The sequence below is a fragment of the Bacillus sp. RAR_M1_44 genome, from assembly GCF_020165935.1.
GTDB classification, from domain to species: domain Bacteria; phylum Bacillota; class Bacilli; order Bacillales; family Bacillaceae; genus Bacillus; species Bacillus altitudinis.
Genome location: NZ_JAIUKX010000001.1, coordinates 1,338,161 through 1,359,829, shown reverse-complemented (window position 1 = coordinate 1,359,829; position 21,669 = coordinate 1,338,161). Strand labels below are relative to the sequence as shown.

The following is a 21,669-nucleotide window of genomic DNA, read 5'->3' as shown; positions in this document are numbered from 1 at the left end:
TATATGAACAAATGATTAAGGAAAAAAAGGGGAAAATAAAAATGATTGATTTAATCACTTTATTTTGTTAGCATATTATCATATTAGCGAACTAAAGGATTCGGAATTTTTTGTTTTAATGTGTTGGAGGTGCGGAACATGTTCATGTTTGAAAAACCATATGGTATGCGAGATTCATTACCAGGATTGTATGAGACGAAGAAAAGAGTCAGGCATTCTTTAACAGAGGTCATGAATGGTTGGGGTTATCGTTTAATGGAAACGCCAACGCTTGAATTTTACGATACAGTCGGTGTTCAATCGGCGATTACAGATACGCAGCTGTTTAAGCTTCTTGATCAAAATGGTCAAACCCTTGTGCTTAGACCTGATATGACGGGACCAATTGCGAGAGTGGCGGCTTCAAAGCTTCACGAACAGGCGTATCCGCTTCGAGTCGGTTATGCAGCTAACGTGTTTCGGGCACAGGAAAGAGAAGGCGGAAGACCTTCTGAATTTGAGCAGGTCGGTATTGAATTGATCGGTGATGGTTCGATTAGTGCAGATGCTGAAGTCATAGCGCTTGTTGTGTTTGCATTAAAAAATGCCGGACTTCAATCCTTCAAAATTGCGATTGGGCATGTGGCTTTGGCAGAGACCTTGTTTTTAGATGTACTAGGGAATACGGAGCGGGCGAACGTATTGCGCCGATTTTTATATGAAAAGAATTATGTGGGCTACAGGCAGCATGTCAAACAATTGCCTCTCTCATCCATCGATAAAACAAGGCTGCTCCAGCTTTTAGAGCTGCGCGGCGGTCAAGAAGTGACCCAGCAGGCTGAAGAAATTGTGGTCTCACAAGAGGGAAAAGAAGTGCTGGCGGAGTTAAAGGCGCTGTGGGAGACACTTGAAGATTACGGCTGTACAGAATATATCCGTTTGGATTTAAGCATGGTCAGTCATATGAGCTACTATACGGGAATTTTGTTTGAAGTATTTGCAGATCATGTTGGGTCTGTGATCGGAAGTGGAGGAAGGTATGATCAATTGCTTGCTCACTTTGATGCACCCGCACCCGCTACAGGATTCGGACTTCGATTAGACCGTCTTCTTGAGGCACTCGACGCAAAAGAAATAAATGAGCCCCAAGAGGCTGTGATTTTTAGTAAAGAACAACGGCTTGAAGCATTTGATTTTGCAGAAAAAGAGCGGACAAAGGGCAAAAGGATTGTTCTCCAAGACTTAGCAGGTATTGAAAATATCGATGCCATGACCAAGGCATTTGAACAAGTGACTTATTTTATCGGCGCTAGAAAGGAAGAGCAAAATGGGTAAAGTGTTGACAATGGCAATGCCAAAGGGGCGGATATTTGAAGAAGCAGCAGGGCTATTAAGACAGGCTGGATATCAGCTGCCGGAGGAATTCGAAGATTCAAGAAAACTAATCATTGATGTACCGGAAGAAAATCTCCGCTTTATTTTAGCGAAGCCAATGGATGTGACGACATATGTAGAGCACGGTGTAGCGGATGTGGGCATTGCAGGGAAAGACGTCATGCTTGAAGAAGCACGGGATGTGTACGAAGTGCTCGATTTAAACATTAGCAAATGTCATTTAGCTGTAGCGGGCTTGCCGGGAGCCAGCTGGGGCGGTGTTGCGCCGCGTGTGGCCACAAAGTACCCAAATGTCGCTTCTTCTTATTTTAGAGAACAAGGTGAGCAGGTGGAGATCATTAAGCTAAATGGTTCCATTGAATTAGCACCGCTCATCGGACTTGCCGATCGAATTGTTGACATTGTCTCCACCGGTCAAACACTTAAGGAAAATGGGCTTGTCGAAACGGAACATATTTGTGACATTACGTCACGTTTTATTGTCAATCCTGTGAGCTATCGAATGAAGGACGCGGTAATCGATGAAATGGCGCAGCGTCTGGCAAGAATCATCGAAGGAGAAGGGGAGGAAACATCATGAACATCACCTACATACAAGAAGGTGAGACAGACACTCTCTCACTCAAGCGTTCTCTAGATACAGGAACGGAAGAGCAGCGACTGGCTGTTCAACGAATTATCGAAGAAGTGAGAAAAAATGGTGACGAAGCCGTACGGTCTTTCACGAAGCAATTTGACGGTGTCTCTATTGAACAGTCACTTGTGACGGAGGATGAAAAGACAAAAGCCTACGAACGTTTGGACCCGGAGATGATCCAAATCATCCAAACGGCGATCCAGAATATTCGAACATACCACGAGCGTCAGCTGACCTCCTCTTGGTTTTATCACCAAAAGGACGGCTCAATGCTAGGTCAGAAAGTAACACCGCTTGATGCGGTCGGTGTATATGTCCCAGGGGGAACGGCCGCTTATCCATCATCTGTTTTAATGAATGTGATCCCGGCACTTGTAGCCGGCGTTGAGCGAATTGTTCTTGTGACACCGCCAGGAAAAGACGGTCGTCTGTCTGACGCTGTACTAGTAGCAGCGAAGGAGCTGGGCATTTCAGAAATGTACAAAATGGGTGGTGCTCAGGCGATAGCTGCTCTTGCATATGGAACGGACAGTATCCAGCCTGTTGATAAAATCACCGGTCCAGGAAACATTTATGTAGCACTTGCCAAACGGGAAGTATTTGGTCAAGTAGACATTGATATGATTGCGGGCCCAAGTGAAATTGCTGTTTTAGCAGATGAAACGGCAACCGCACATGAGGTGGCAGCTGATTTGCTTTCACAGGCAGAGCATGATGCATTGGCATCTAGTATTTTGGTGACACCATCTAAAGGATTGGCTGAAGCAGTGCAAGCAGAGGTGCAAGCGCAGCTGGACACTTTGCCAAGGAAATCAATCGCAGCACAATCTATTCAAGACTATGGCCATATTTACGTGACAGAATCCTTGGATCGTGCAGTTGATATCGTGAACCAGTTAGCCCCAGAGCATTTAGAAGTGCTGACGGCGTATCCAGAATCACTACTTGGTCAAATCAAGCATGCTGGAGCGATTTTCTTAGGGCGTTACAGCCCAGAGCCGGTAGGGGATTACTTCGCAGGACCGAACCATGTGCTGCCAACAAACGGGACAGCAAGATTCTCCAGTCCGCTTGGCGTCACGGATTTCCAAAAGAAAACGAGCATCATTTCATATAGCAAAGAAGCTTTTGAAACACATAGCGAAAGCATTGCGGCTTTTGCAAGATTAGAAGGGCTTGAAGCACATGCAAGATCGATTGAAGCGAGAAAGCGGGAGGAATCAGAATGAGACAGGCGGAAACAGCGAGACAGACAAATGAAACGAACATTTCGTTAGCGCTAGAGATAGATGGTGAAGGAAAAGCGGATATTCAGACAGATGTCCCTTTTATGACGCATATGCTCGACTTATTCACAAAGCATGGGCACTTTAACTTATCTGTAAATGCAAAAGGAGACACAGATGTCGATGATCACCACACAACAGAAGATATTGGCATTGTGCTTGGACAGATGTTTAAAGAAGCGCTCGGGGATAAAAAAGGAATTAAGCGCTACGGCTCTAGTTTTGTTCCAATGGATGAAACACTTGCCCAAGTCGTCGTTGATTTAAGCAATCGTCCTCATTTGGAAATGAGAGCTGATTTCCCGAGTCAAAAGGTCGGCACCTTTGATACGGAGCTGGTTCATGAGTTTCTTTGGAAATTTGCCCTTGAAGCACGAATCAATCTTCATGTGATCGTTCACTATGGAACCAATACCCACCATATGATTGAAGCCATTTTTAAAGCGATGGCACGCGCCTTAGATGAAGCAACAACCATTGATCCGCGTGTGAAAGGGATTCCGTCGACAAAGGGGATGCTCTAATGATTGGCGTCATTGACTATGGAATGGGAAATTTGTTTAGCGTATCAAAAGCACTGGAACGAGCAGGGGCTTCTTATATCGTGTCTTCTGAAGTAGAGGAGCTGAAAAAGGCAGATGCGTATATTTTGCCAGGCGTCGGTTCGTTTCGTGATGCGATGCAGCTGTTAAGACAGACAGGACTTGAGGCGTTTATCCACCAAGTCGTGCAGGAAGGAAAGCTGTTATTTGGCATTTGCCTTGGCATGCAGTTGTTGTTTGAAGAAAGTGAAGAAGCAGGAAAAACAAAAGGGCTAGGCCTTTTAAAAGGACGTGTCGTTCTTTTGAAGGATCGTGATCAGGATGGACAAAGGCTGAAGGTGCCTCATATGGGCTGGAACGAGCTAGCATTTCACCAGCCGTCACCATTATTTGACGGTGTGCCGGAAGGATTTGCATACTTTGTTCACTCTTATTATGTGAACGGCATGAATCCAGAAGACCTATTGGCAAGTGCGCCCTATGGTGTTCAAGTACCTGCCGTTGTTGGGAAGGGGAATGTGTTTGGAACGCAGTTTCACCCTGAAAAAAGCAGTACAACAGGAATGGCACTGTTGAAACAGTTTATTCAATTAGCAAACGAACAGAGGGTGAGCAAATGAGTGATTTTACATTATATCCAGCAATTGATATGAGAAATGGCAAATGTGTACGACTTGTGCAAGGAGACTATGACCAAGAAACCATTTATGGAGATTCACCGTTAGACATGGCGAGACGGTTTGCAAATGAAGGAGCGAAATGGATACATCTCGTTGATTTAGATGGCGCAAAAGCAGGAAAACGCGTGAATCACGAGCATGTGCTATCGATTGCTTCCTCATTAGATGTGAATGTCCAAATTGGCGGCGGCATTCGGACAGAAGAAGATGTTGCATTTTATTTAAACAATGGCGTATCGAGAGTCATTCTTGGCAGTTCAGCGGTGTCAAACCCGGTTTTTGTGAAAAAAATGCTGGCGCAATATGGAGAGAAAATTGCCATTGGCATTGATGCACGAAACGGTTTTGTATCGACTGAAGGCTGGCTTGAAACGTCGGAAGTGAAGGCGGAGGAACTCGGTAAGGAACTGGCAAAGGAAGGCGCAGAGGTCTTTATTTTCACTGATATTCAAATGGATGGCATGCTGTCTGGTCCAAATGTGGAAAGTACGGTTCGATTAGCAGAAGCAACTGGCAAACAAGTCATTGCCTCAGGTGGTGTCAGTGCAGTAGGTGATCTGCAAAAGCTGTCAGCACAAAAGCAGACAGGTGTGTCTGGTGCCATCATTGGCAAGGCGCTGTACACAAAGCAATTTACTTTAGCAGAAGCGTTTGAAGGGCTTGACAGCATATGATGACAAAACGAATCATTCCATGTCTTGATGTAAAGGAAGGGCGTGTGGTCAAAGGGATCCAATTTCTAGGGTTGAAGGATGCTGGTGATCCGGTCGAATTAGCGCAGATCTATGACGAGGAAGGTGCGGATGAACTCGTCTTTCTTGATATATCTGCCTCTCATGAAGGCCGAAAAACAATGGTGGATGTGGTCAAACAAGTGGCATCCACTCTCGCTATCCCGTTCACGGTGGGCGGCGGGATTAACCATCTTGATGATATGAAGCGTATATTAAGAGCGGGGGCAGACAAGGTGTCTGTGAACACAGCGGCTGTTTTAAGACCGGAGCTAATAACAGAAGGAGCCGACTTTTTTGGTTCACAGTGTATCGTTGTTGCGATTGATGCGAAATACGATGAAGAGAAACAAGCATACATGGTCTATACGCACGGAGGACGCCGTCAAACGGATTTAGAAGTGAGTGACTGGGCGAAAGAAGCCGTGCGAAGAGGAGCAGGCGAGATCTTGCTGACTAGCATGGATGCCGATGGTGAGAAAACGGGATTTGAGCATCGTTTGACGAGGCTTGTATCAGAAGCAGTCACAGTGCCAGTTATTGCTTCAGGAGGTGCTGGCAATGCGCAGCATATGCTGGAGGCTTTTACAAAAGGTGAAGCTGATGCCGCACTCGCAGCCTCTATTTTCCATTATAAAGAAACCTCTATTCAAGAGGTGAAGACATATTTGAGAGAACACGGGGTGAAGGTAAGATGAAACAGGCAAACGAATTAATCTTTAATGATGCAGGTCTCATTCCTGCCATTGTACAGGATGCTCAAAGCAAGGAAGTTCTTACTTTGGCGTATATGAATCAAGAATCCTATGAAAAAACATTAGAGACAGGGGAAACATGGTTTTTTAGCAGATCGAGAAATGAGCTTTGGCACAAAGGAGCTACATCTGGACACACCCAGCGTGTTACATCTATTCGCTATGACTGTGATCAAGATGCCCTGCTTGTTCTAGTGACACCAAGCGGCCCAGCCTGCCATACAGGCAGCTATAGCTGTTTTTCAGAAGATGGCGTGAAACAGCCAAGGGGAGAACAAGACCGCTTTGCCATTTTAAATGAACTGGAACAGGTCATTTCGAAACGGCAGATGGAAATGCCAGAAGGAGCTTATACGACCTATCTATTTGAAAAAGGAGTCGACAAAATCCTGAAAAAGGTAGGGGAAGAAGCTTCTGAAGTGATCATTGCGGCGAAGAACCGTGATCAAGAAGAATTGAAATGGGAAACAGCAGATCTTCTGTATCACCTTCTTGTGTTATTACGTGAACAGCAGCTGCCTCTTGATGATGTATTAAAGGTATTGAAAAAGCGCCATCAAGGGGAATGAAAAGCTGGGGGTATCCCCGGCTTTTTGCTTTTAAATGAAAAACAAATCCTTCCTTTCCTTTTGTTCTATGTGACGACTCATGAAGTATGTTATACTACACACGGTACACTGTTCGAAATGGAGGGTATCGGTGAGTAAATACACTTCTCAAAATAATCACACACAAGTCGTCCAGCTATTCCAAGATGGGCATTACTTTTTTCATAAAGGTCTAAAAGCATATAGAGAAAGAAATCTGTCTAGGGCAAGTAAGCTGATACAGCGGGCCATCGTACTTGAGCCTGAAAATGTAGAAATGCTGTCGCAGCTTGCCATTATTTATACTGAAATGGGTCATTACCAACAATCAAATGAACTGCTTGATTTTATCCTTGAACACTTGGATGAGAATATGTCAGAGTGTCACTACTTTAAAGCCAATAATTATGCGAATCTCGGTTTGTTTCAAGAGGCATATAGATGCGCCACTGCTTATGCTGCGCTGGAAGAAGACGGGGAATTTGCAGATGAAAATGACGATCTCCTCGATCTGCTTGATATGAGTGACGATGTTGATGAAGATTTTCCTTATGATCAGGATGATCTGATTGTAAAGCAGGATCAAGCCAACCATTTGCTAGAAAGTGGCAGGCTGGATGAAGCAATCGAGATGCTGGAACAGATGATTGTTGAGTATCCAGAGTTTTGGTCAGCGTATAATAATCTCGCTTTGGCCTATTTTTATTCTGGCCAAATCGATCAGGCAAAAGAAATGTTGAACCGGGTCCTTCATGAAAATCCCGGTAATCTGCATGCCCTTTGTAATCAGCTTGTTTTCTATCATTATGAAAAAGAAGAAGAAAAGGTCAATCTGTTAGCGAAGCAATTAACGCACGTGTATCCAATATTAAGTGAACAGCGTTATAAGCTTGGCGCGACATTTGCCCTTGTTGGAGAATTTGAATGGGCATTTAAATGGCTTTATTCTTTGTATAAAACAGGTTTCCAAGGTGATAGTACGTTTTTATACTGGCTGGCAAGTGCAGCCTATTATACGGGCCACAAAACGCTGGCGCAAACCGTCTGGGATAAGATGGTGGAAGAAGATATTGATGCAGATGAAATCAAGCCGTGGCAAGACAAACCAGAGGAGTCTGAGCCAATGGTTTCAATTGAGGAACGACTCACTGCCTACTATGTCAGCAAACAAAAAGGTGAACGTGACGTCTTGCAATCTGTTCTTGATTCCCGCGCTGCGAAAACGGCCTTTGAACAGCAGTTTATTGAGTTACTTTTATATGAAGATCAAATGGAAGAACGATCGTTTTCAGAAGATGCGGTCTTCGCAAAACAGGCGGCATCTGCTTTGGAAGAAGCGGTGAATCCTGATAGCCACATGCCATATTTTTGGTTATTCCATATTATTCAGCAAGCACGTGCTTCAGGCGTAGAGAAGAAAAATGCCATTGCATGGGCAGCAGCTTCTTATTATCTATGGATGAATGAACAAGAAGAATCAGCTGTCAGCAAAAAAGAGATCGCAGCTTCTTTTCAGATCAGCGTTCAAACGCTGTCAAAATATGAGAATGTTATTTGTGCGTTCATGGTTTGAATAGGTAAATAGATTCAGATAACAGCAGCATGGCCGAAAAGGTCATGCTTTTTTCTTGGATAAAAAGGTGGGATTTGCTAGGATTTGGCGAAGTATGACAATCTCGACATCTATTTGAAACATAAATGTAATAAAAATATTAGCTCATTTTGTCGATGTGTCATGTATAATGAAAATCGTGGATTAAAACAAAGATATATATTTAAATATTTTACTATACATAATGCAACACCTAGTGATAGAAACAATCTGGTCAACATCTGACTGAATCATCAGGAAGAAAGACACAGGAAGCACAGATTGGTCGCAGAGAATTTGCTGCTTTCTCATGTCGCTTGGGAAATTGTCAAAGGAGGAACTATACGTGAAAAAGTTTATTACTTTCGGTTTAGCTTCGGTGATTGGAGCGAGCGGTTTATTTATTCCATTTACTCATGAAGCAAATGCACAGAACTTTGAACAAAAGAAACAAGAACTAGACAGCAAGCAGTCAGAGGTAAACAAGAATCTTCAAAAGAAAAAAGAAGAGCTTTCAAAGCTTGAGGCAAAACAAGAGGCACTTGCGCTAAAGCTAAAAGAAATTGACGAAAAAGCTTTAAAAACAAGTGACCAAATCGAAGAAAAACAAAAAGAAAACGAAAAAACAAAAAAAGAAATCAAAGCACTGAAAAAAGAAATTGCTGATACAGAAAAACGTATCGAAGAAAGAAACGAATTCTTGAAAAAGCGTGTACGTGCGCTTCAAGAAAGCGGTGGTTCTACGAAATACATAGATGTATTACTAGGAGCAAAAAGCTTTAGCGATTTCATCAGCCGTGCAGGTGCTGTATCTACATTAATCAACGCAGACAGCGAAATCATTAAAGAACAAGAAAGAGACAAAGCAGAATTACAAAAGTCTGAAAACGAATTAAATACAAAGCTTGAAGATGTTCAAAAGACGCTTGCAAAGCTTGAAACACTTCAAACAGACTTAAATAAACAGCTGGATGAGAAAGACAAGCTATTCAAGCAAGTGAAAAAGCAAAAAGGAAGTGCCTCTTCTCAAATCAGCGAGTTAAACACTGAGGCAAACAGCATTGCATCTGAAAAAGACGCAACAATCGCTGCTCAAAAACAAGCTGAAAAAGAAGCAAGAGAAGCTGCTCAAAAAGCAAAAGAAGAAAAAGCACAAAAACAACAGCAGCGTCAAGCTAGTGTTCAAGCAGAAGACAACAGCTCTAATAACGACAGCGGTTCTTCTTCAAATAACAGTGGATCTTCAAATAACAATAGCAGCAGTTCACCAAGCAAAAAGCCATCTTCTGGCGGTGGATCACCTGTCAGCAATAACGTAGGCGGTATCGAAGGTGCAATCAGCACAGGTTCTACGATTGTAGGACAATCTCCATATAAATGGGGCGGCGGCAGATCACAAGCCGATATTGACGCACGTCGTTTTGACTGTTCTTCATTCGTTCGCTGGGCATTTGCATCAGCAGGCATCAACCTTGGACCAGTTGGCGGTACAACAACAGATACGCTTGTAGGTAAAGGAAGAGCTGTAAGTGCATCTGACATGAAACGTGGAGACCTTGTGTTCTTTGATACGTATAAAGTAAATGGACACGTTGGTATTTACTTAGGAAACGGTACATTCTTGAACGATAATAGCTCTCGCGGTGTTTCAGTTGACTCTATGAGCAACGTTTACTGGAAAAAAGCATTCAATGGCGTTGTAAGAAGAGTCGTTGAATAAATCATTACTTACTATATAACCGTAAACAGGCTTCCTTAAACAGCAGTTTAAGGAAGCTTTTTCTTTTTTTGAAGATATGAGCAAATGATTCGCTTATTACCCGCAGATTTAATAGGATATGGGTAAGGAATAAAAGCTAAGAGTGGAAATGATGCTCTCTGTCATGAATGGAAGCATCACCCAAGGGCATTCTAATAAGAAATGCTAGCAGCAATTGAAGAGGGAGTGACAGTTGTGTCAGAAGAAAAAATCTACGATACGATCATCATTGGAGCGGGTCCTGCCGGAATGACAGCCGCTGTTTATACATCACGGGGAAATCTTTCAACACTGATGATTGAAAGAGGAATTCCAGGCGGCCAAATGGCGAATACGGAAGATGTCGAGAACTATCCGGGCTTTGAAAGCATCTTAGGGCCGGAACTTTCAAATAAAATGTTTGAGCATGCAAAGAAATTCGGTGCCGAGTATGCGTATGGCGATATTAAAGAAATTGTAGATGGTGAAGAGTACAAAATCGTCAAAGCTGGTTCCAAAGAATACAAAGGACGCTCTGTCATTATTGCGGCAGGTGCTGAATACAAAAAAATCGGTGCACCAGGCGAAAAAGAACTTGGCGGCCGCGGCGTATCATACTGCGCGGTATGTGATGGAGCCTTCTTTAAAAACAAAGAGCTTGTCGTGATTGGCGGAGGAGACTCAGCAGTAGAAGAGGGTGTTTACCTCACTCGCTTTGCGTCTAAAGTCACTATTGTCCATAGACGCGACAAACTACGTGCCCAAAGCATCTTACAAGCACGTGCATTTGATAATGAAAAAATCGACTTTATGTGGAACAAAACCGTTAAAGAAATCAATGAAGAAAACGGGAAAGTCGGCAGTGTGACATTAATTGATACCGTGACAGGTGAGGAAGAAGACTTCAAAACAGATGGCGTCTTTATCTACATCGGTATGCTGCCGCTGTCTAAACCATTTGAAAATCTAGGGATTACAAATGCAGAGGGCTACATTGAGACGAACGAAAGAATGGAAACAAAAGTTGAAGGAATCTTCGCAGCTGGAGACATTCGCGAGAAAACACTTCGTCAAATCGTCACAGCAACAGGTGATGGAAGTATTGCAGCACAGAGTGCACAGCATTATGTAGAAGAGCTTGCTGAAAAGCTAAAAGCAATGAAATAAACAGCTGTCGTAAATCCTTAATATTGCGTCACGGGCTTTTAACTGGAATGTAACACGGGTGAAACAATTATCCGTTATGATCAAACTAGTAATTGACCCCCTTTTATAAGGAATACATGTTTGGCACGGATGTGAATCCGTGTCCTTTTTTTTGCTTAAAATCAGAAATTCACGAGATGTTCACAAATGACGCATGGAGAACCGTTACATGTTGTAAAATAAAGAATAGAGAAAGTGCCCGTCACCATATTCATACGAAAACCTGTCTGTTTTCAGTGAAGAACGGGCATGTTCATTGTGGGAGTCATGATGAACCTGTATAATAAGAAAAAGACATAAAAGAGTAGGTGACAGCTGATGCAACGAGTAACCAATTGTGTGCTGCATCACGAAGATCAAGTTCTCTTGCTGCAAAAGCCAAGACGAGGCTGGTGGGTAGCACCTGGCGGCAAAATGGAGAGCGGAGAATCGGTCAAGGATTCAGTCGTTCGAGAATTTAGAGAAGAAACAGGCATTTATATTTTAAATCCGCAGCTAAAAGGCGTGTTTACCTTTATCATAAAAGAAGGCGATCAAATCGTTCAAGAGTGGATGATGTTCACCTTTATGGCAGATTCCTTTACAGGAAAAAACGTATCAGAGTCGGAGGAAGGCATTTTAAAATGGCATGATGTAAAAGATGTGCCTAGCTTGCCGATGGCTCCAGGAGATTCCCATATTCTTGACTTCATGTTGAAAGGGAAAGGACTTCTCCACGGCACTTTTACGTATACACCAGATTTTGAGCTGATTGCTTATCGATTAGATCCTCAAGGAGACTAATAAATGAACCGTTTTCATAAAGAAGGAGAGGGAGCAGGCATGAATACGCACAAACAAGATGATATTCAGCTTGTGATTATTACAGGGATGTCAGGTGCGGGGAAAACCGTTGCCATCCAAAGCTTTGAAGACTTAGGTTACTTTTGTGTGGATAACTTACCGCCATCACTTTTACCGAAGTTTCTAGAACTCATGAAGGAATCCAATTCAAAGATGAGCAAGGTGGCCCTTGTGATGGATTTGCGCGGACGCGAATTCTTTGATAGCTTAATTGCTGCCTTAGATGAGATGAGTGATATCGGCTGGATCACACCAAGGATTCTATTTTTAGATGCAAACGATAAGGTGCTTGTCTCAAGATATAAAGAAACGAGACGTTCTCATCCCCTTGCGACAACAGGTTTGCCGCTTGAAGGGATTGCAATGGAGCGTGAGCTGTTAGAGGAGTTAAAAGGCCGGGCTCAAATGATTTTTGATACATCGGATTTAAAACCGAAACAGCTTCGAGAAAAAATTGTCGCACACTTTGCCACGAGCCAAGGGCAGGTGTTTACAGTGAATGTGATGTCCTTCGGTTTTAAATACGGTCTGCCAATTGATGCTGATCTTGTATTTGATGTGAGATTCCTGCCGAATCCTTACTATATTGAGAGTATGCGTCCACAGACCGGAAATGATGAAGAAGTACGCTCCTATGTCATGAAATGGAGCGAGACACAAAAATTCACAGAGAAACTAATTGACCTTCTCAGCTTTATGCTTCCGTCCTATAAACGAGAAGGGAAAAGTCAGCTGGTGATCGCTATTGGCTGTACAGGCGGACAGCACCGATCAGTGACGCTAGCGAACTACTTATCGGAGTATTTTAAAAATGACTACTATACTCATGTCACTCACCGGGACATTGAAAAGAGAAGCAGAAAATAGATGACGACACTTCCAAAGGTGGTCATTCTTGGCGGGGGCACTGGCTTATCTGTTTTACTTAGAGGATTAAAGACAAAGCCAGTGGACATTACCGCCATTGTGACGGTAGCTGATGATGGAGGCAGCTCAGGCAGACTGCGACATGATTTGAATATTCCGCCTCCAGGCGATATTCGAAATGTACTTGCGGCACTCTCTGATGTCGAACCGCTTGTAGAAGATTTATTTCAGCACCGTTTTAATAAAGGGAATGACTTAACAGGCCACTCTCTCGGCAATCTCATTCTTGCGGCTATGACGAATATAACCGGTGATTTTTTTCATGCCGTCACAGAAATGAGCAAGGTCTTAAATGTGAGAGGAAAAGTATTGCCAGCAGCGAATTCAAGTGTTGTTCTTCATGCTGAATTAGAAAATGGGCAAGTGGTAACAGGAGAATCAAAAATCCCAACCTATGGTGAGCGAATTAAACGAGTGTTTCTCACACCCGATACGATAGAGCCGCTCCCAGAATCCATTCAAGTCATTCGTGAAGCCGACTTGATCGTCCTTGGACCTGGCAGCTTGTATACAAGTATCTTGCCAAACTTGCTTGTACCGCATATTGGCGAAGAAGTGATTCGTTCTAAGGCGAAAAAAGTTTATATTTGCAATGTCATGACACAGCCGGGGGAAACGCTTTCCTACAGTGCAGCTGATCATGTGCAGGCACTAAACGATCATATGGACCGACCATTTATCGATACGATATTTGTGAACAATAAAGAAATTCCAGAAGAAATCAAAGCAAAATATGCAGAAGAACAGGCGCAGCCTGTACAATTCGACACAGATGTACTCAAAGCCATGGGACTAGAAGTCATCCCTGGGGAAATCATTACATATGACCAACATGTGATTCGTCATGATACGCTGAAAGTAGCTGCGCTGCTTGTCGATTTGCTGCATCAGAAAAAATAGGAATGGGGGTGGCAAGGATGTCATTTGCATCCGAAACAAAAAAAGAGCTGACTAATCTGGAAGTGAAGGACTGCTGCACAAAAGCAGAGCTTTCTGCCCTCATCCGTATGAACGGTTCATTATCTTTTTCTAATCGAAAATTGATTTTAGATATACAGACAGAGAACGCAGCCATTGCAAGACGTATTTATACCCTTTTGAAAAAGAAATACGATGTGACTGTCGAGCTGCTCGTTCGTAAAAAAATGAGATTAAAAAAGAATAATGTGTATATTGTCAGACTGGTAGAACGAGCGAAAACCATTTTAGAGGACCTAAAGATATTAGGTGAACAATTTGTATTTGAACGCAACATTTCAGAAGAACTTGTGAAGAAAAGATGCTGCAAGCGTTCCTATATGAGAGGTGCTTTTTTAGCAGGAGGTTCTGTGAATAATCCAGAAACCTCTTCGTATCACCTTGAGATTTTTTCACTATACAAAGAACATAATGATGCCCTTTGTGAGCTCATGAATCAATTCCATCTTAATAGTAAAACACTTGAACGCAAAAAAGGCTTTATCACATACATGAAGGAAGCGGAGAAAATTACGGAATTCTTAAGTGTTGTGGGTGCTCATAACTCATTGCTTCGTTTTGAAGACGTGCGCATCGTCCGAGATATGAGGAATTCTGTGAACCGGCTCGTCAATTGTGAAACAGCAAACTTGAATAAAACGATCGGTGCCTCACTGCGCCAGGTTGAAAATATTCAATTCATTGACGAAAAGATTGGACTAGACGCCCTGCCAGATAAGCTGCGTGAAATTGCGCAACTGCGTATTGACTACCAAGAAGTCACACTAAAGGAACTTGGCGAAATGGTGGAAAGCGGCAAGATCAGCAAATCAGGCATTAATCACCGTTTAAGAAAGCTAGATCAAATTGCAGAACAATTAAGAAACGGACAAGCTGTTACACTCAAATAGGGAAATAAAAAAGGGAGGCAGATCATATGGTGGAAAAAACGGTCACAATTCAGCTGAAAACGGGTTTGCAGGCACGTCCGGCTGCTTTGTTCGTTCAAGAAGCCAATCGTTTTGGTGCTGATATTTTTCTAGAGAAAGATGGGAAAAAGGTCAATGCGAAGAGTATTATGGGACTGATGAGTCTTGCGATCAGCTCTGGGGTCACCATCAAACTAATAGCTGATGGAGCAGATGAACAAGAAGCCATCGATGCGTTAACGGATTTTATCAATCAAGAAAACTGAGTCTCTTCAAGGGCTCAGTTTTTTTAGGAGGGAAAGTTGTGATTCAATCAGCCTTTTTACAGAAAATTGGATACGAAGCCGCGTCCATTACCTTTGATCAATTGCCTGATTTACTAAGGAAGATGGCTTATACCTTTCCTTTTGAAAATAGATCTGTGGTGGGTAAACACGCCTATGCTTTGGATCCAGAAGGTTTGAAGCATCATCTTCTGGAAGGCAGCAGAGGTGGGCTTTGCTATGACCTCAATCCGCTCTTATATTATGTCTTAAAAGAGGCAGGTCTCGCTGTACAGCTCGTTCAAGGGACCGTATATAACAAAGAAGCAGAGAAGTGGGCACTGGATGGGACGCATGTAGCCATCGTCCTTCAACATCACCATGAGCGCTACCTCATTGATGCAGGATTTGGTGTGAATTTACCCCTTCAGCCCGTCCCTTTTACAGGTGAATGGGTGGAAGCACCGTCCCTTCGTTTTCGCGTGAACGCAGAGGAAACAGAAAAAGGAACCCATCTACTCCAATTGGATAGGGGAGCGGGTGCTGAAACAGGTTATGCTTTTACATTGAAAGAAATCGGTGAAGATACACTTGTGCAATTGCGGCATGAGATTTATGAAAATGAAGCCTCTCCTTTTAACAAAAGACCGCTTGCATCCAAACTGACACCAACAGGTCGTGTGATCGTGACAGAGGATCATGTCACGATACATGAACAGGAAGAAGTATCGAAGAAACCACTCTCACAACCGTTTGAGGAGTACGTACAAAAACTGCTTCCGTAAACAATATGAAAAAAGACAGCCCTATTGACTTAGGGCTGTCTTTTTATAATGATTAACGAATCCTCGTAAATGTCGCATAGTGATCGGTTGTTTTATAAATGAGCCAGTCACTTGAATACACAAGGCGGTCAGCATTACGGAAACCGGATACGTAGTTGATGTCGGCTTCACGCCATGTACGGCCACTAGCGGATGGAAGGCGTCCCTCCCGATTAGAGAATACGTCTCCACCGATGCTTTTGCCCGGCGCGACTTCAGCTAAATTTCCTTTTGATGCCACCCATCCGAGGGCGCTCGCTTGTGATTTGGTGATGTAATTATCAGGTAGTCGTTTATAGCGGATTAAGTAATCTGCTACACCATCAAAGGTATTAATGACGGCAAGGGTACGAAGGTCTGGTGCAAGCTGTACGGAAGCAGTTTCATTTGTGGCTGTTGGAGTAAGTGGTGTTTCTGCATGGACTTGCTGCGGGATAAATCCAGAAAACAGAATGGCAGCAATTAGAGCGAACAGAGTAAAAATCGAACTTATTTTTTTCATCTTGATCCTCCTCAAAAGGAAATGGGATGCCGTCCTCTTGATGCTTGTCTACCTCATATTATAGCACCGGCATATGAAGAGAATGTAAAGAATCAGGAGATTGGAAAAAATGAGGCTTTTTGACCTACTGTCTCTAGATGACGTAAACAAAAAGACGCAGTTCCCTGCGCCTTTTTTCAATTAAGATGAGGCAAGCTCCTTCACAATATCAATAGGGGCTTTGCCGTCAATTCCATGAATCACATTATGAATGGCTCGTTTCAGCATAAGATCTCTTGTCGTTTCAGTAGCGGAACCGATATGCGGGGCAAGTGTGACATTGTCCATCTCTTTGAAAGGATGATCTTCCTGAAGCGGTTCTTGCTCATACACATCCAGACCAGCTCCTTTAATCCACCCTTCCTGCAGTGCTTGAATGAGGCTTTTCTCATCGACGGTTTTTCCGCGGGAGATGTTCACGAATAAAGCTGTCGGCTTCATTAATTTCAATTCCCGTTCTCCTATCATATGGTATGTCTCATCCGTCAGTGGTGTGATTAACACAATGATATCAGCTTGCTTCAGCAAGTCATCCAGTGCACAATATACAGCGCCATATGCCGATTCGGCTTTCTCGTTCCGGCTCCGGTTGTGATAGAGGACGTTCATATCAAAACCATGAGCGGCTCGTTTGGCTACTTGCTCACCGATTCGTCCCATCCCAATGATCCCAAGCGTTTGATGATGGACGTCAATGCCGAATATATCTTCTTCTTGAACAAATTTTGTCCATTTTCCCTTGCGGATAAAACGATCAAGCTCGGCAATTCTCCTCGCAGAAGAGAGAATGAGCGAAAAGGCAAGATCAGCAACGGTATGATCGAGTGTATAAGGCGTGTGCGTACCAATCACGCCTCTTTGTCTCATGGCTTCTAGATCAAAATTGTCATAGCCGACTGAATTATTGCTCACCACCTTGAGTTGGGGTGCATGATCTAATAAATCTTGATCAATTTTCGTACCAGATGTTAAAAGGCCATCAGCCTTCTGCAGCTTCTCAAATAATAGATCTCTTGGGATCGGATCCTTTGACTGCCATACCTCATATGTACAATGTTCTTTTAACATGTCTTCAAAAGAGGCAGGTAAGGGTTTGGCGACAAAAATATATGGTTTCATCATCAACTCGCTCCTTTCACATGGTCATCTTTCTCTTTTTATTATAAAGCAACCATTTTGGCAGTACACGTTTGAATATGAGCTGCTCAATATTTAATATACTGAAATAACTGAAAAGGAGAGATTTTTATAGTGAAAGAGTAAATGACATGGCCATCTGATGTCTTTTTATGATGTAGAAAAACGAGTGATTAGTAGATGAGTCATAGAAAAATGCTAGATGTTTCGGTAGATAATCTGACAAACTGGAAAATAGATCGAGACTTTTTGGTAGAAAATTTATTATATTTGCAGTGTATTAAACGGGATGGTCATTTTCTACTAAACCATTTCATCGTCTTTTGGTGAAATGAGAGCCATCGTTTGTAAGCAAAAGCCGCATATCCCCTGTGCTGAAGCGGAACAAAGAGCAAAATAGAGAAAATGTTTACATATTCTCTCATCGTTTTCTCATTTTTTTCTTTTTTTTCTATCATTTTTCTTCTCTATGCTTGAGAACACACAAGGGAAAAGGAGGCCAGGTAAGGCGTTACAATCACTTGAAAAAGATAGGAGATGACAGGATGGAATCAACATTAGAACAGATTCTTCAGCACAATGCAGATTTTGTGAAAGAGAGACAGTATGAGCCTTTCAAGGCGGGAAAATTTCCTGAGAAGAAATTGGTTATATTAACTTGTATGGATACACGCCTGTTGGAATTATTACCGCAATCCATGGGGCTTCGTAATGGTGATGCGAAGATCATTAAAAATGCAGGAGCCATCGTCACACATCCATTTGGCAGTGTCATGCGGAGTATTTTACTAGCCATTTATGAGCTGAAAGCAGAGGAAGTATGCATTGTCGGACACCATGAATGCGGAATGGCAGGCCTTGCGGCAGACCCTTTACTTGAAAAGGCAAAAGCACGGGGAATTGAGGAAAAGTGTTTGAGCATTGTGAAAAGCGCAGGTGTTGATTTAAAGGGCTGGCTGACAGGCTTTGATTCAGTGGAAGAGAGCGTATCCCAAAGTGTGAAATTAGTCAAAGAGCACCCGCTCATGCCAAGTGATGTAGCTGTTCATGGACTAGTGATTCATCCGGCAACAGGAAAGCTGGATGTCGTTATAAAAGATAAACAGATCGACCCGCAATATACCTAAATCATCTACACATACTTGAAGGAGGCCAACACATACCATGCGTTTTTATGGAAGATTTGAAGGTTATGATTCATCAAAGTTTAGACGCGATTTAATCGCTGGGCTTGTCGTGGGCGTTGTGGCAATTCCTTTAGGCATGGCTTTTGCCATTGCATCTGGTGTCGGACCAGAATACGGACTATACACAGTCATCGTTGCCGGCATTTTGATTTCATTGTTTGGTGGTTCAAAGTATCAGATTGGCGGACCGACCGGGGCATTTGTTCCAATTTTATTCGGGATCGTCAGCCAGTACGGTATTGAAAACTTACTCATTGCTGGTTTTATGGCAGGCTGTATGCTTGTCTTATTCGGAATATTCAAACTAGGAAAGCTCATGAAATTTATTCCTCGTCCGGTTATCATCGGCTTTACTGCCGGCATTGCTGTCATTATTTTTTCAGGACAGATTGCCAACTTCCTCGGATTAAAGGGTGTTGAAAAACATGAAAGCTTTTTCCTCAATATGAGAGAAATCGTGGTCCATCTCGGTACCGCAAACAGTCTCGCCATTCTCACAGCGATTGTTGGGCTCATCGTGATTTTGGCGGCACAAAAATACATTCCCAAAATACCTGGTGCTCTATTAGGTCTACTCGTTTCAACATTTATAGCTGTTCTCTTTTTTCAAGGACAAGTTGAAACCATCGGCTCTGCATATGGCGAAATCCCTCGTCAGCTGCCAACTTTCGCTTTTCCTGAATTGACGATTGAAAAAATGATTTATTTGCTGCCGCCGGCTATTGTCATTGCGCTTTTGGGCGGCGTGGAGTCGATCTTGTCCGCGATGGTAGCTGATAATATGAAAGGTTCTAAACATGACAGCAATAAAGAACTCGTCGGACAAGGAATTGCCAATATGGCGGCACCGCTTTTTGGAGGGATCCCAGCGACTGGAGCGATTGCTCGTACGGCAACAAACATTAAAAATGGTGGAGCAAGCCCCATTTCAGGAGTCGTGCATGGTGTCGTTGTCTTGCTCATCTTAATGTTATTTGCACCATATGCATCGATGATTCCACTTGCTGCCATGGCACCGATTTTGATGTTTGTGGCGTGGAATATGAGTGAGAAAAAGGAGTTTATCAATATTGTCAAAGTCAAAAATGCGGATTCCCTTGTGCTTGTCGTGACCTTCCTGCTAACGGTCATCGGTGATTTGATTATAGGGGTGACTGCAGGTCTCATTTTAGCGTTTATCGCCTTTATCAAAAAAATGAGCCAGACAACGAATATTTCCTCAAATGTTGCTGTTCCTCAAATCGAAACCGCAGCTGCCTTAGAAAGGGAGACCGATCAGAAAGGGATTAGTATGTATTCGATTGAAGGGCCACTCTTTTTCGGTACAACCGATTCATTGGAAAATTCGATTTTGGATCATGTTCAGACAAAGCCGAAAACACTCATTTTGCTTATGAACAAAGTGAATTATATGGACACCTCAGCAGAAGCGGTTCTGATGAACATTTCTAATCGTTTAAAGCATCACAATGGAAAATTGATGATTGTAGGGCTTCAATCACAGCCAAAAGAGCTTTTGCATCGTACCGGTCTTTTCCATCACATTGGAAAACAGCATTTCTTTGAACGAACGGATGATATTACACCACAGCAGCTATAGAAGGCTAAAAAAAGCACGTGACATGTCGGTCACGTGCTTCAGCGTATAGACAAACCCTCGCATTCTTTGTCAGTTCTGCGTGCCGGTGCTCACGAATGTCAAATTCGCTCCGCGCCGGTACTCGTCCTTCCTAGACTGCAAAGGTTTTCTATCACGCTGAAAAGAAGACAAAGGGCTAAAATCAAGTTCATTTTAGCCCTTTGTCAAATCCCGTGACATGTCGGTCACGTGCTTTTTACCTGCTCTTTTTCACTAGAAAACCGTTGTGTGAGTTTCTGTTGATGGGAAGAGAAGACCTCTTCTACTGTTACATCATAGAGATCAGCTAGAACAAGTAGATTTCCTAAGACATCTCCCATTTCTTCAATAAGGTCCTTTCTTAACGCAGCGTCCTCCTGTGTTTTCTCATCAGGTCGATCGCGTCCAATTTCGACCGCCCTGACTGCGCGAGCGAGTTCACCTGTTTCTTCCATCAGGAAACCTAACCTGATAAACGGCCCGTATTCTGTCCAATTTCTCATTTTGTAGAAATCTTTGATCCATTTTTCCATTTCAGTTGTTTGCATTCTCTTTATACAGCTCCTTATATGGTGTTCACCTTCTGATTTTACACTATATATAGATAGAGCGGCTGTTTCTTTACAATGAATTATAGTAGAATGAGTGGGTGAAGAAATCATAGAGAGAGATGGAGCTGTTTTGATGAAAACGATTTGTGTGTTTGCTGGTTCGAATCCAGGTGTGAATGACATCTACAAACAAAAAGCTGTCGAGCTAGGGGCTTATATGGCAGAGCAAGGAATCCGCCTTGTATACGGTGGCTCACGAATTGGCTTAATGGGAGCTATAGCGGATGAGGTATTGAAAAACGGCGGGCAAGTGATCGGAGTCATGCCAAAAGGGCTTTTTAGAGGAGAGGTTGTGCATCAAGAGCTAACCGAATTGATTGAAGTCAAAGGGATGCATGAACGAAAAGCGAAAATGAGCGAGCTGGCCGATGGGTTTATTGCCATGCCAGGTGGTTTTGGTACATATGAAGAATTATTTGAGGTGCTATGTTGGGCGCAAATTGGCATCCATCAAAAGCCAATCGGATTGTATCAAGTGAATGACTATTTCAATCCGCTCATAGACATGGTGAAGTTTAGTATACAGGAAGGTTTTTCGAATGAATCACACCTTCAATTGCTACATGCCTCTGGAGAACCGGAAGAATTGATTTCACAGATGGCTTCCTATCAAACACCAACTCTTCAACAGAAATGGACGGAGCTGTCTTAAAATAGATGCATAACAAAAAACCGTCTGTTCAAAGAGCAGACGGTTTGTTTTGT

General features: G+C 42.9%; 22 protein-coding genes and 1 pseudogene. 20 read left to right on the top strand and 3 right to left on the bottom strand.

Features of this window, described 5'->3' with window-relative positions; genetic code table 11:
• Positions 1 to 138 precede the first annotated feature (138 nt).
• The 17 genes from LCD34_RS07405 to LCD34_RS07325 all read left to right on the top strand — a co-directional run bounded on the left by LCD34_RS07405 (position 139) and on the right by LCD34_RS07325 (position 15,831).
• A complete protein-coding gene (locus LCD34_RS07405) occupies positions 139 to 1,314 on the top strand; it encodes an ATP phosphoribosyltransferase regulatory subunit (protein WP_017368113.1) in 1,176 nt (391 codons plus the stop codon).
• Positions 1,307 to 1,954: an ATP phosphoribosyltransferase gene (gene hisG / locus LCD34_RS07400; protein ID WP_007500071.1), complete on the top strand. Its 648-nt coding sequence runs from the start codon at positions 1,307 to 1,309 to the stop codon at positions 1,952 to 1,954. The genes LCD34_RS07405 and hisG overlap by 8 nt, the downstream gene beginning before the upstream one ends.
• Complete coding sequence (hisD, locus tag LCD34_RS07395) at positions 1,951 to 3,240, top strand: histidinol dehydrogenase (protein ID WP_224558735.1); 1,290 nt, start codon at positions 1,951 to 1,953, stop codon at positions 3,238 to 3,240. The genes hisG and hisD overlap by 4 nt, the downstream gene beginning before the upstream one ends.
• On the top strand, positions 3,237 to 3,821 hold the full coding sequence (hisB, locus tag LCD34_RS07390) for an imidazoleglycerol-phosphate dehydratase HisB (RefSeq protein ID WP_045033998.1): 585 nt from the start codon (positions 3,237 to 3,239) through the stop codon (positions 3,819 to 3,821). The genes hisD and hisB overlap by 4 nt, the downstream gene beginning before the upstream one ends.
• Complete coding sequence (gene hisH, locus LCD34_RS07385) at positions 3,821 to 4,459, top strand: imidazole glycerol phosphate synthase subunit HisH (RefSeq protein ID WP_224558734.1); 639 nt, start codon at positions 3,821 to 3,823, stop codon at positions 4,457 to 4,459. The genes hisB and hisH overlap by 1 nt, the downstream gene beginning before the upstream one ends.
• Complete coding sequence (hisA, locus tag LCD34_RS07380) at positions 4,456 to 5,193, top strand: 1-(5-phosphoribosyl)-5-[(5-phosphoribosylamino)methylideneamino]imidazole-4-carboxamide isomerase (protein ID WP_224558733.1); 738 nt, start codon at positions 4,456 to 4,458, stop codon at positions 5,191 to 5,193. The genes hisH and hisA overlap by 4 nt, the downstream gene beginning before the upstream one ends.
• Positions 5,190 to 5,948, top strand: a complete 759-nt coding sequence (gene hisF, locus LCD34_RS07375) for an imidazole glycerol phosphate synthase subunit HisF (protein WP_035389615.1) — start codon at positions 5,190 to 5,192, stop codon at positions 5,946 to 5,948. The genes hisA and hisF overlap by 4 nt, the downstream gene beginning before the upstream one ends.
• A complete protein-coding gene (gene hisIE / locus LCD34_RS07370) occupies positions 5,945 to 6,574 on the top strand; it encodes a bifunctional phosphoribosyl-AMP cyclohydrolase/phosphoribosyl-ATP diphosphatase HisIE (RefSeq protein ID WP_041091647.1) in 630 nt (209 codons plus the stop codon). The genes hisF and hisIE overlap by 4 nt, the downstream gene beginning before the upstream one ends.
• Before the next feature lie 130 nt (positions 6,575 to 6,704).
• Entirely contained in the window at positions 6,705 to 8,165 is a 1,461-nt protein-coding gene (locus LCD34_RS07365; RefSeq protein WP_224558732.1) for a tetratricopeptide repeat protein, read from the top strand.
• A gap of 364 nt (positions 8,166 to 8,529) precedes the next feature.
• Complete coding sequence (locus tag LCD34_RS07360) at positions 8,530 to 9,903, top strand: NlpC/P60 family protein (RefSeq protein WP_041091649.1); 1,374 nt, start codon at positions 8,530 to 8,532, stop codon at positions 9,901 to 9,903.
• Between the two features lie 234 nt (positions 9,904 to 10,137).
• On the top strand, positions 10,138 to 11,088 hold the full coding sequence (gene trxB / locus LCD34_RS07355) for a thioredoxin-disulfide reductase (protein ID WP_024719880.1): 951 nt from the start codon (positions 10,138 to 10,140) through the stop codon (positions 11,086 to 11,088).
• Between the two features lie 357 nt (positions 11,089 to 11,445).
• A complete protein-coding gene (locus LCD34_RS07350) occupies positions 11,446 to 11,910 on the top strand; it encodes an 8-oxo-dGTP diphosphatase (RefSeq protein ID WP_008348133.1) in 465 nt (154 codons plus the stop codon).
• A 39-nt stretch (positions 11,911 to 11,949) separates the two neighbouring features.
• Entirely contained in the window at positions 11,950 to 12,837 is an 888-nt protein-coding gene (gene rapZ / locus LCD34_RS07345; protein ID WP_048003041.1) for an RNase adapter RapZ, read from the top strand.
• A complete protein-coding gene (locus tag LCD34_RS07340) occupies positions 12,838 to 13,797 on the top strand; it encodes a uridine diphosphate-N-acetylglucosamine-binding protein YvcK (protein WP_008348128.1) in 960 nt (319 codons plus the stop codon).
• Positions 13,798 to 13,814: 17 nt separating this feature from the next.
• The gene (whiA, locus tag LCD34_RS07335; RefSeq protein ID WP_008348125.1) at positions 13,815 to 14,765 is read left to right on the top strand and encodes a DNA-binding protein WhiA; all 951 of its coding nucleotides are present in this window, start codon (positions 13,815 to 13,817) and stop codon (positions 14,763 to 14,765) included.
• A 26-nt stretch (positions 14,766 to 14,791) separates the two neighbouring features.
• Entirely contained in the window at positions 14,792 to 15,049 is a 258-nt protein-coding gene (locus tag LCD34_RS07330) for an HPr family phosphocarrier protein (RefSeq protein ID WP_224558731.1), read from the top strand.
• A gap of 38 nt (positions 15,050 to 15,087) precedes the next feature.
• A complete protein-coding gene (locus tag LCD34_RS07325; protein ID WP_224558730.1) occupies positions 15,088 to 15,831 on the top strand; it encodes an arylamine N-acetyltransferase family protein in 744 nt (247 codons plus the stop codon).
• 52 nt (positions 15,832 to 15,883) lie between these two features.
• Here LCD34_RS07325 and LCD34_RS07320 read toward each other — a convergent pair.
• Positions 15,884 to 16,210, bottom strand: a pseudogene (locus LCD34_RS07320) (ribonuclease); the annotation flags it as partial.
• Between the two features lie 342 nt (positions 16,211 to 16,552).
• Positions 16,553 to 17,530, bottom strand: coding sequence for a 2-hydroxyacid dehydrogenase (locus LCD34_RS07315; protein ID WP_224559418.1), 978 nt, complete (start codon positions 17,528 to 17,530; stop codon positions 16,553 to 16,555).
• 563 nt (positions 17,531 to 18,093) lie between these two features.
• Between LCD34_RS07315 and LCD34_RS07310 the strand changes: the two genes are divergently transcribed.
• Together LCD34_RS07310 and LCD34_RS07305 are read left to right on the top strand one after the other, a co-directional pair.
• On the top strand, positions 18,094 to 18,675 hold the full coding sequence (locus LCD34_RS07310; protein ID WP_017357909.1) for a beta-class carbonic anhydrase: 582 nt from the start codon (positions 18,094 to 18,096) through the stop codon (positions 18,673 to 18,675).
• A gap of 37 nt (positions 18,676 to 18,712) precedes the next feature.
• Entirely contained in the window at positions 18,713 to 20,335 is a 1,623-nt protein-coding gene (locus LCD34_RS07305) for a SulP family inorganic anion transporter (RefSeq protein WP_224558729.1), read from the top strand.
• 224 nt (positions 20,336 to 20,559) lie between these two features.
• Here LCD34_RS07305 and LCD34_RS07300 read toward each other — a convergent pair whose 3' ends face one another.
• Positions 20,560 to 20,901 (bottom strand): MazG nucleotide pyrophosphohydrolase domain-containing protein, encoded by a 342-nt coding sequence (locus LCD34_RS07300; RefSeq protein WP_017368102.1) that lies wholly within the window; start codon positions 20,899 to 20,901, stop codon positions 20,560 to 20,562.
• Positions 20,902 to 21,037: 136 nt separating this feature from the next.
• Between LCD34_RS07300 and LCD34_RS07295 the strand changes: the two genes are divergently transcribed.
• Positions 21,038 to 21,616 carry a TIGR00730 family Rossman fold protein gene (locus LCD34_RS07295; RefSeq protein WP_048001956.1) on the top strand — a complete coding sequence of 193 codons (579 nt, stop codon included), beginning with the start codon at positions 21,038 to 21,040 and terminating at the stop codon, positions 21,614 to 21,616.
• Positions 21,617 to 21,669: the final 53 nt, after the last annotated feature.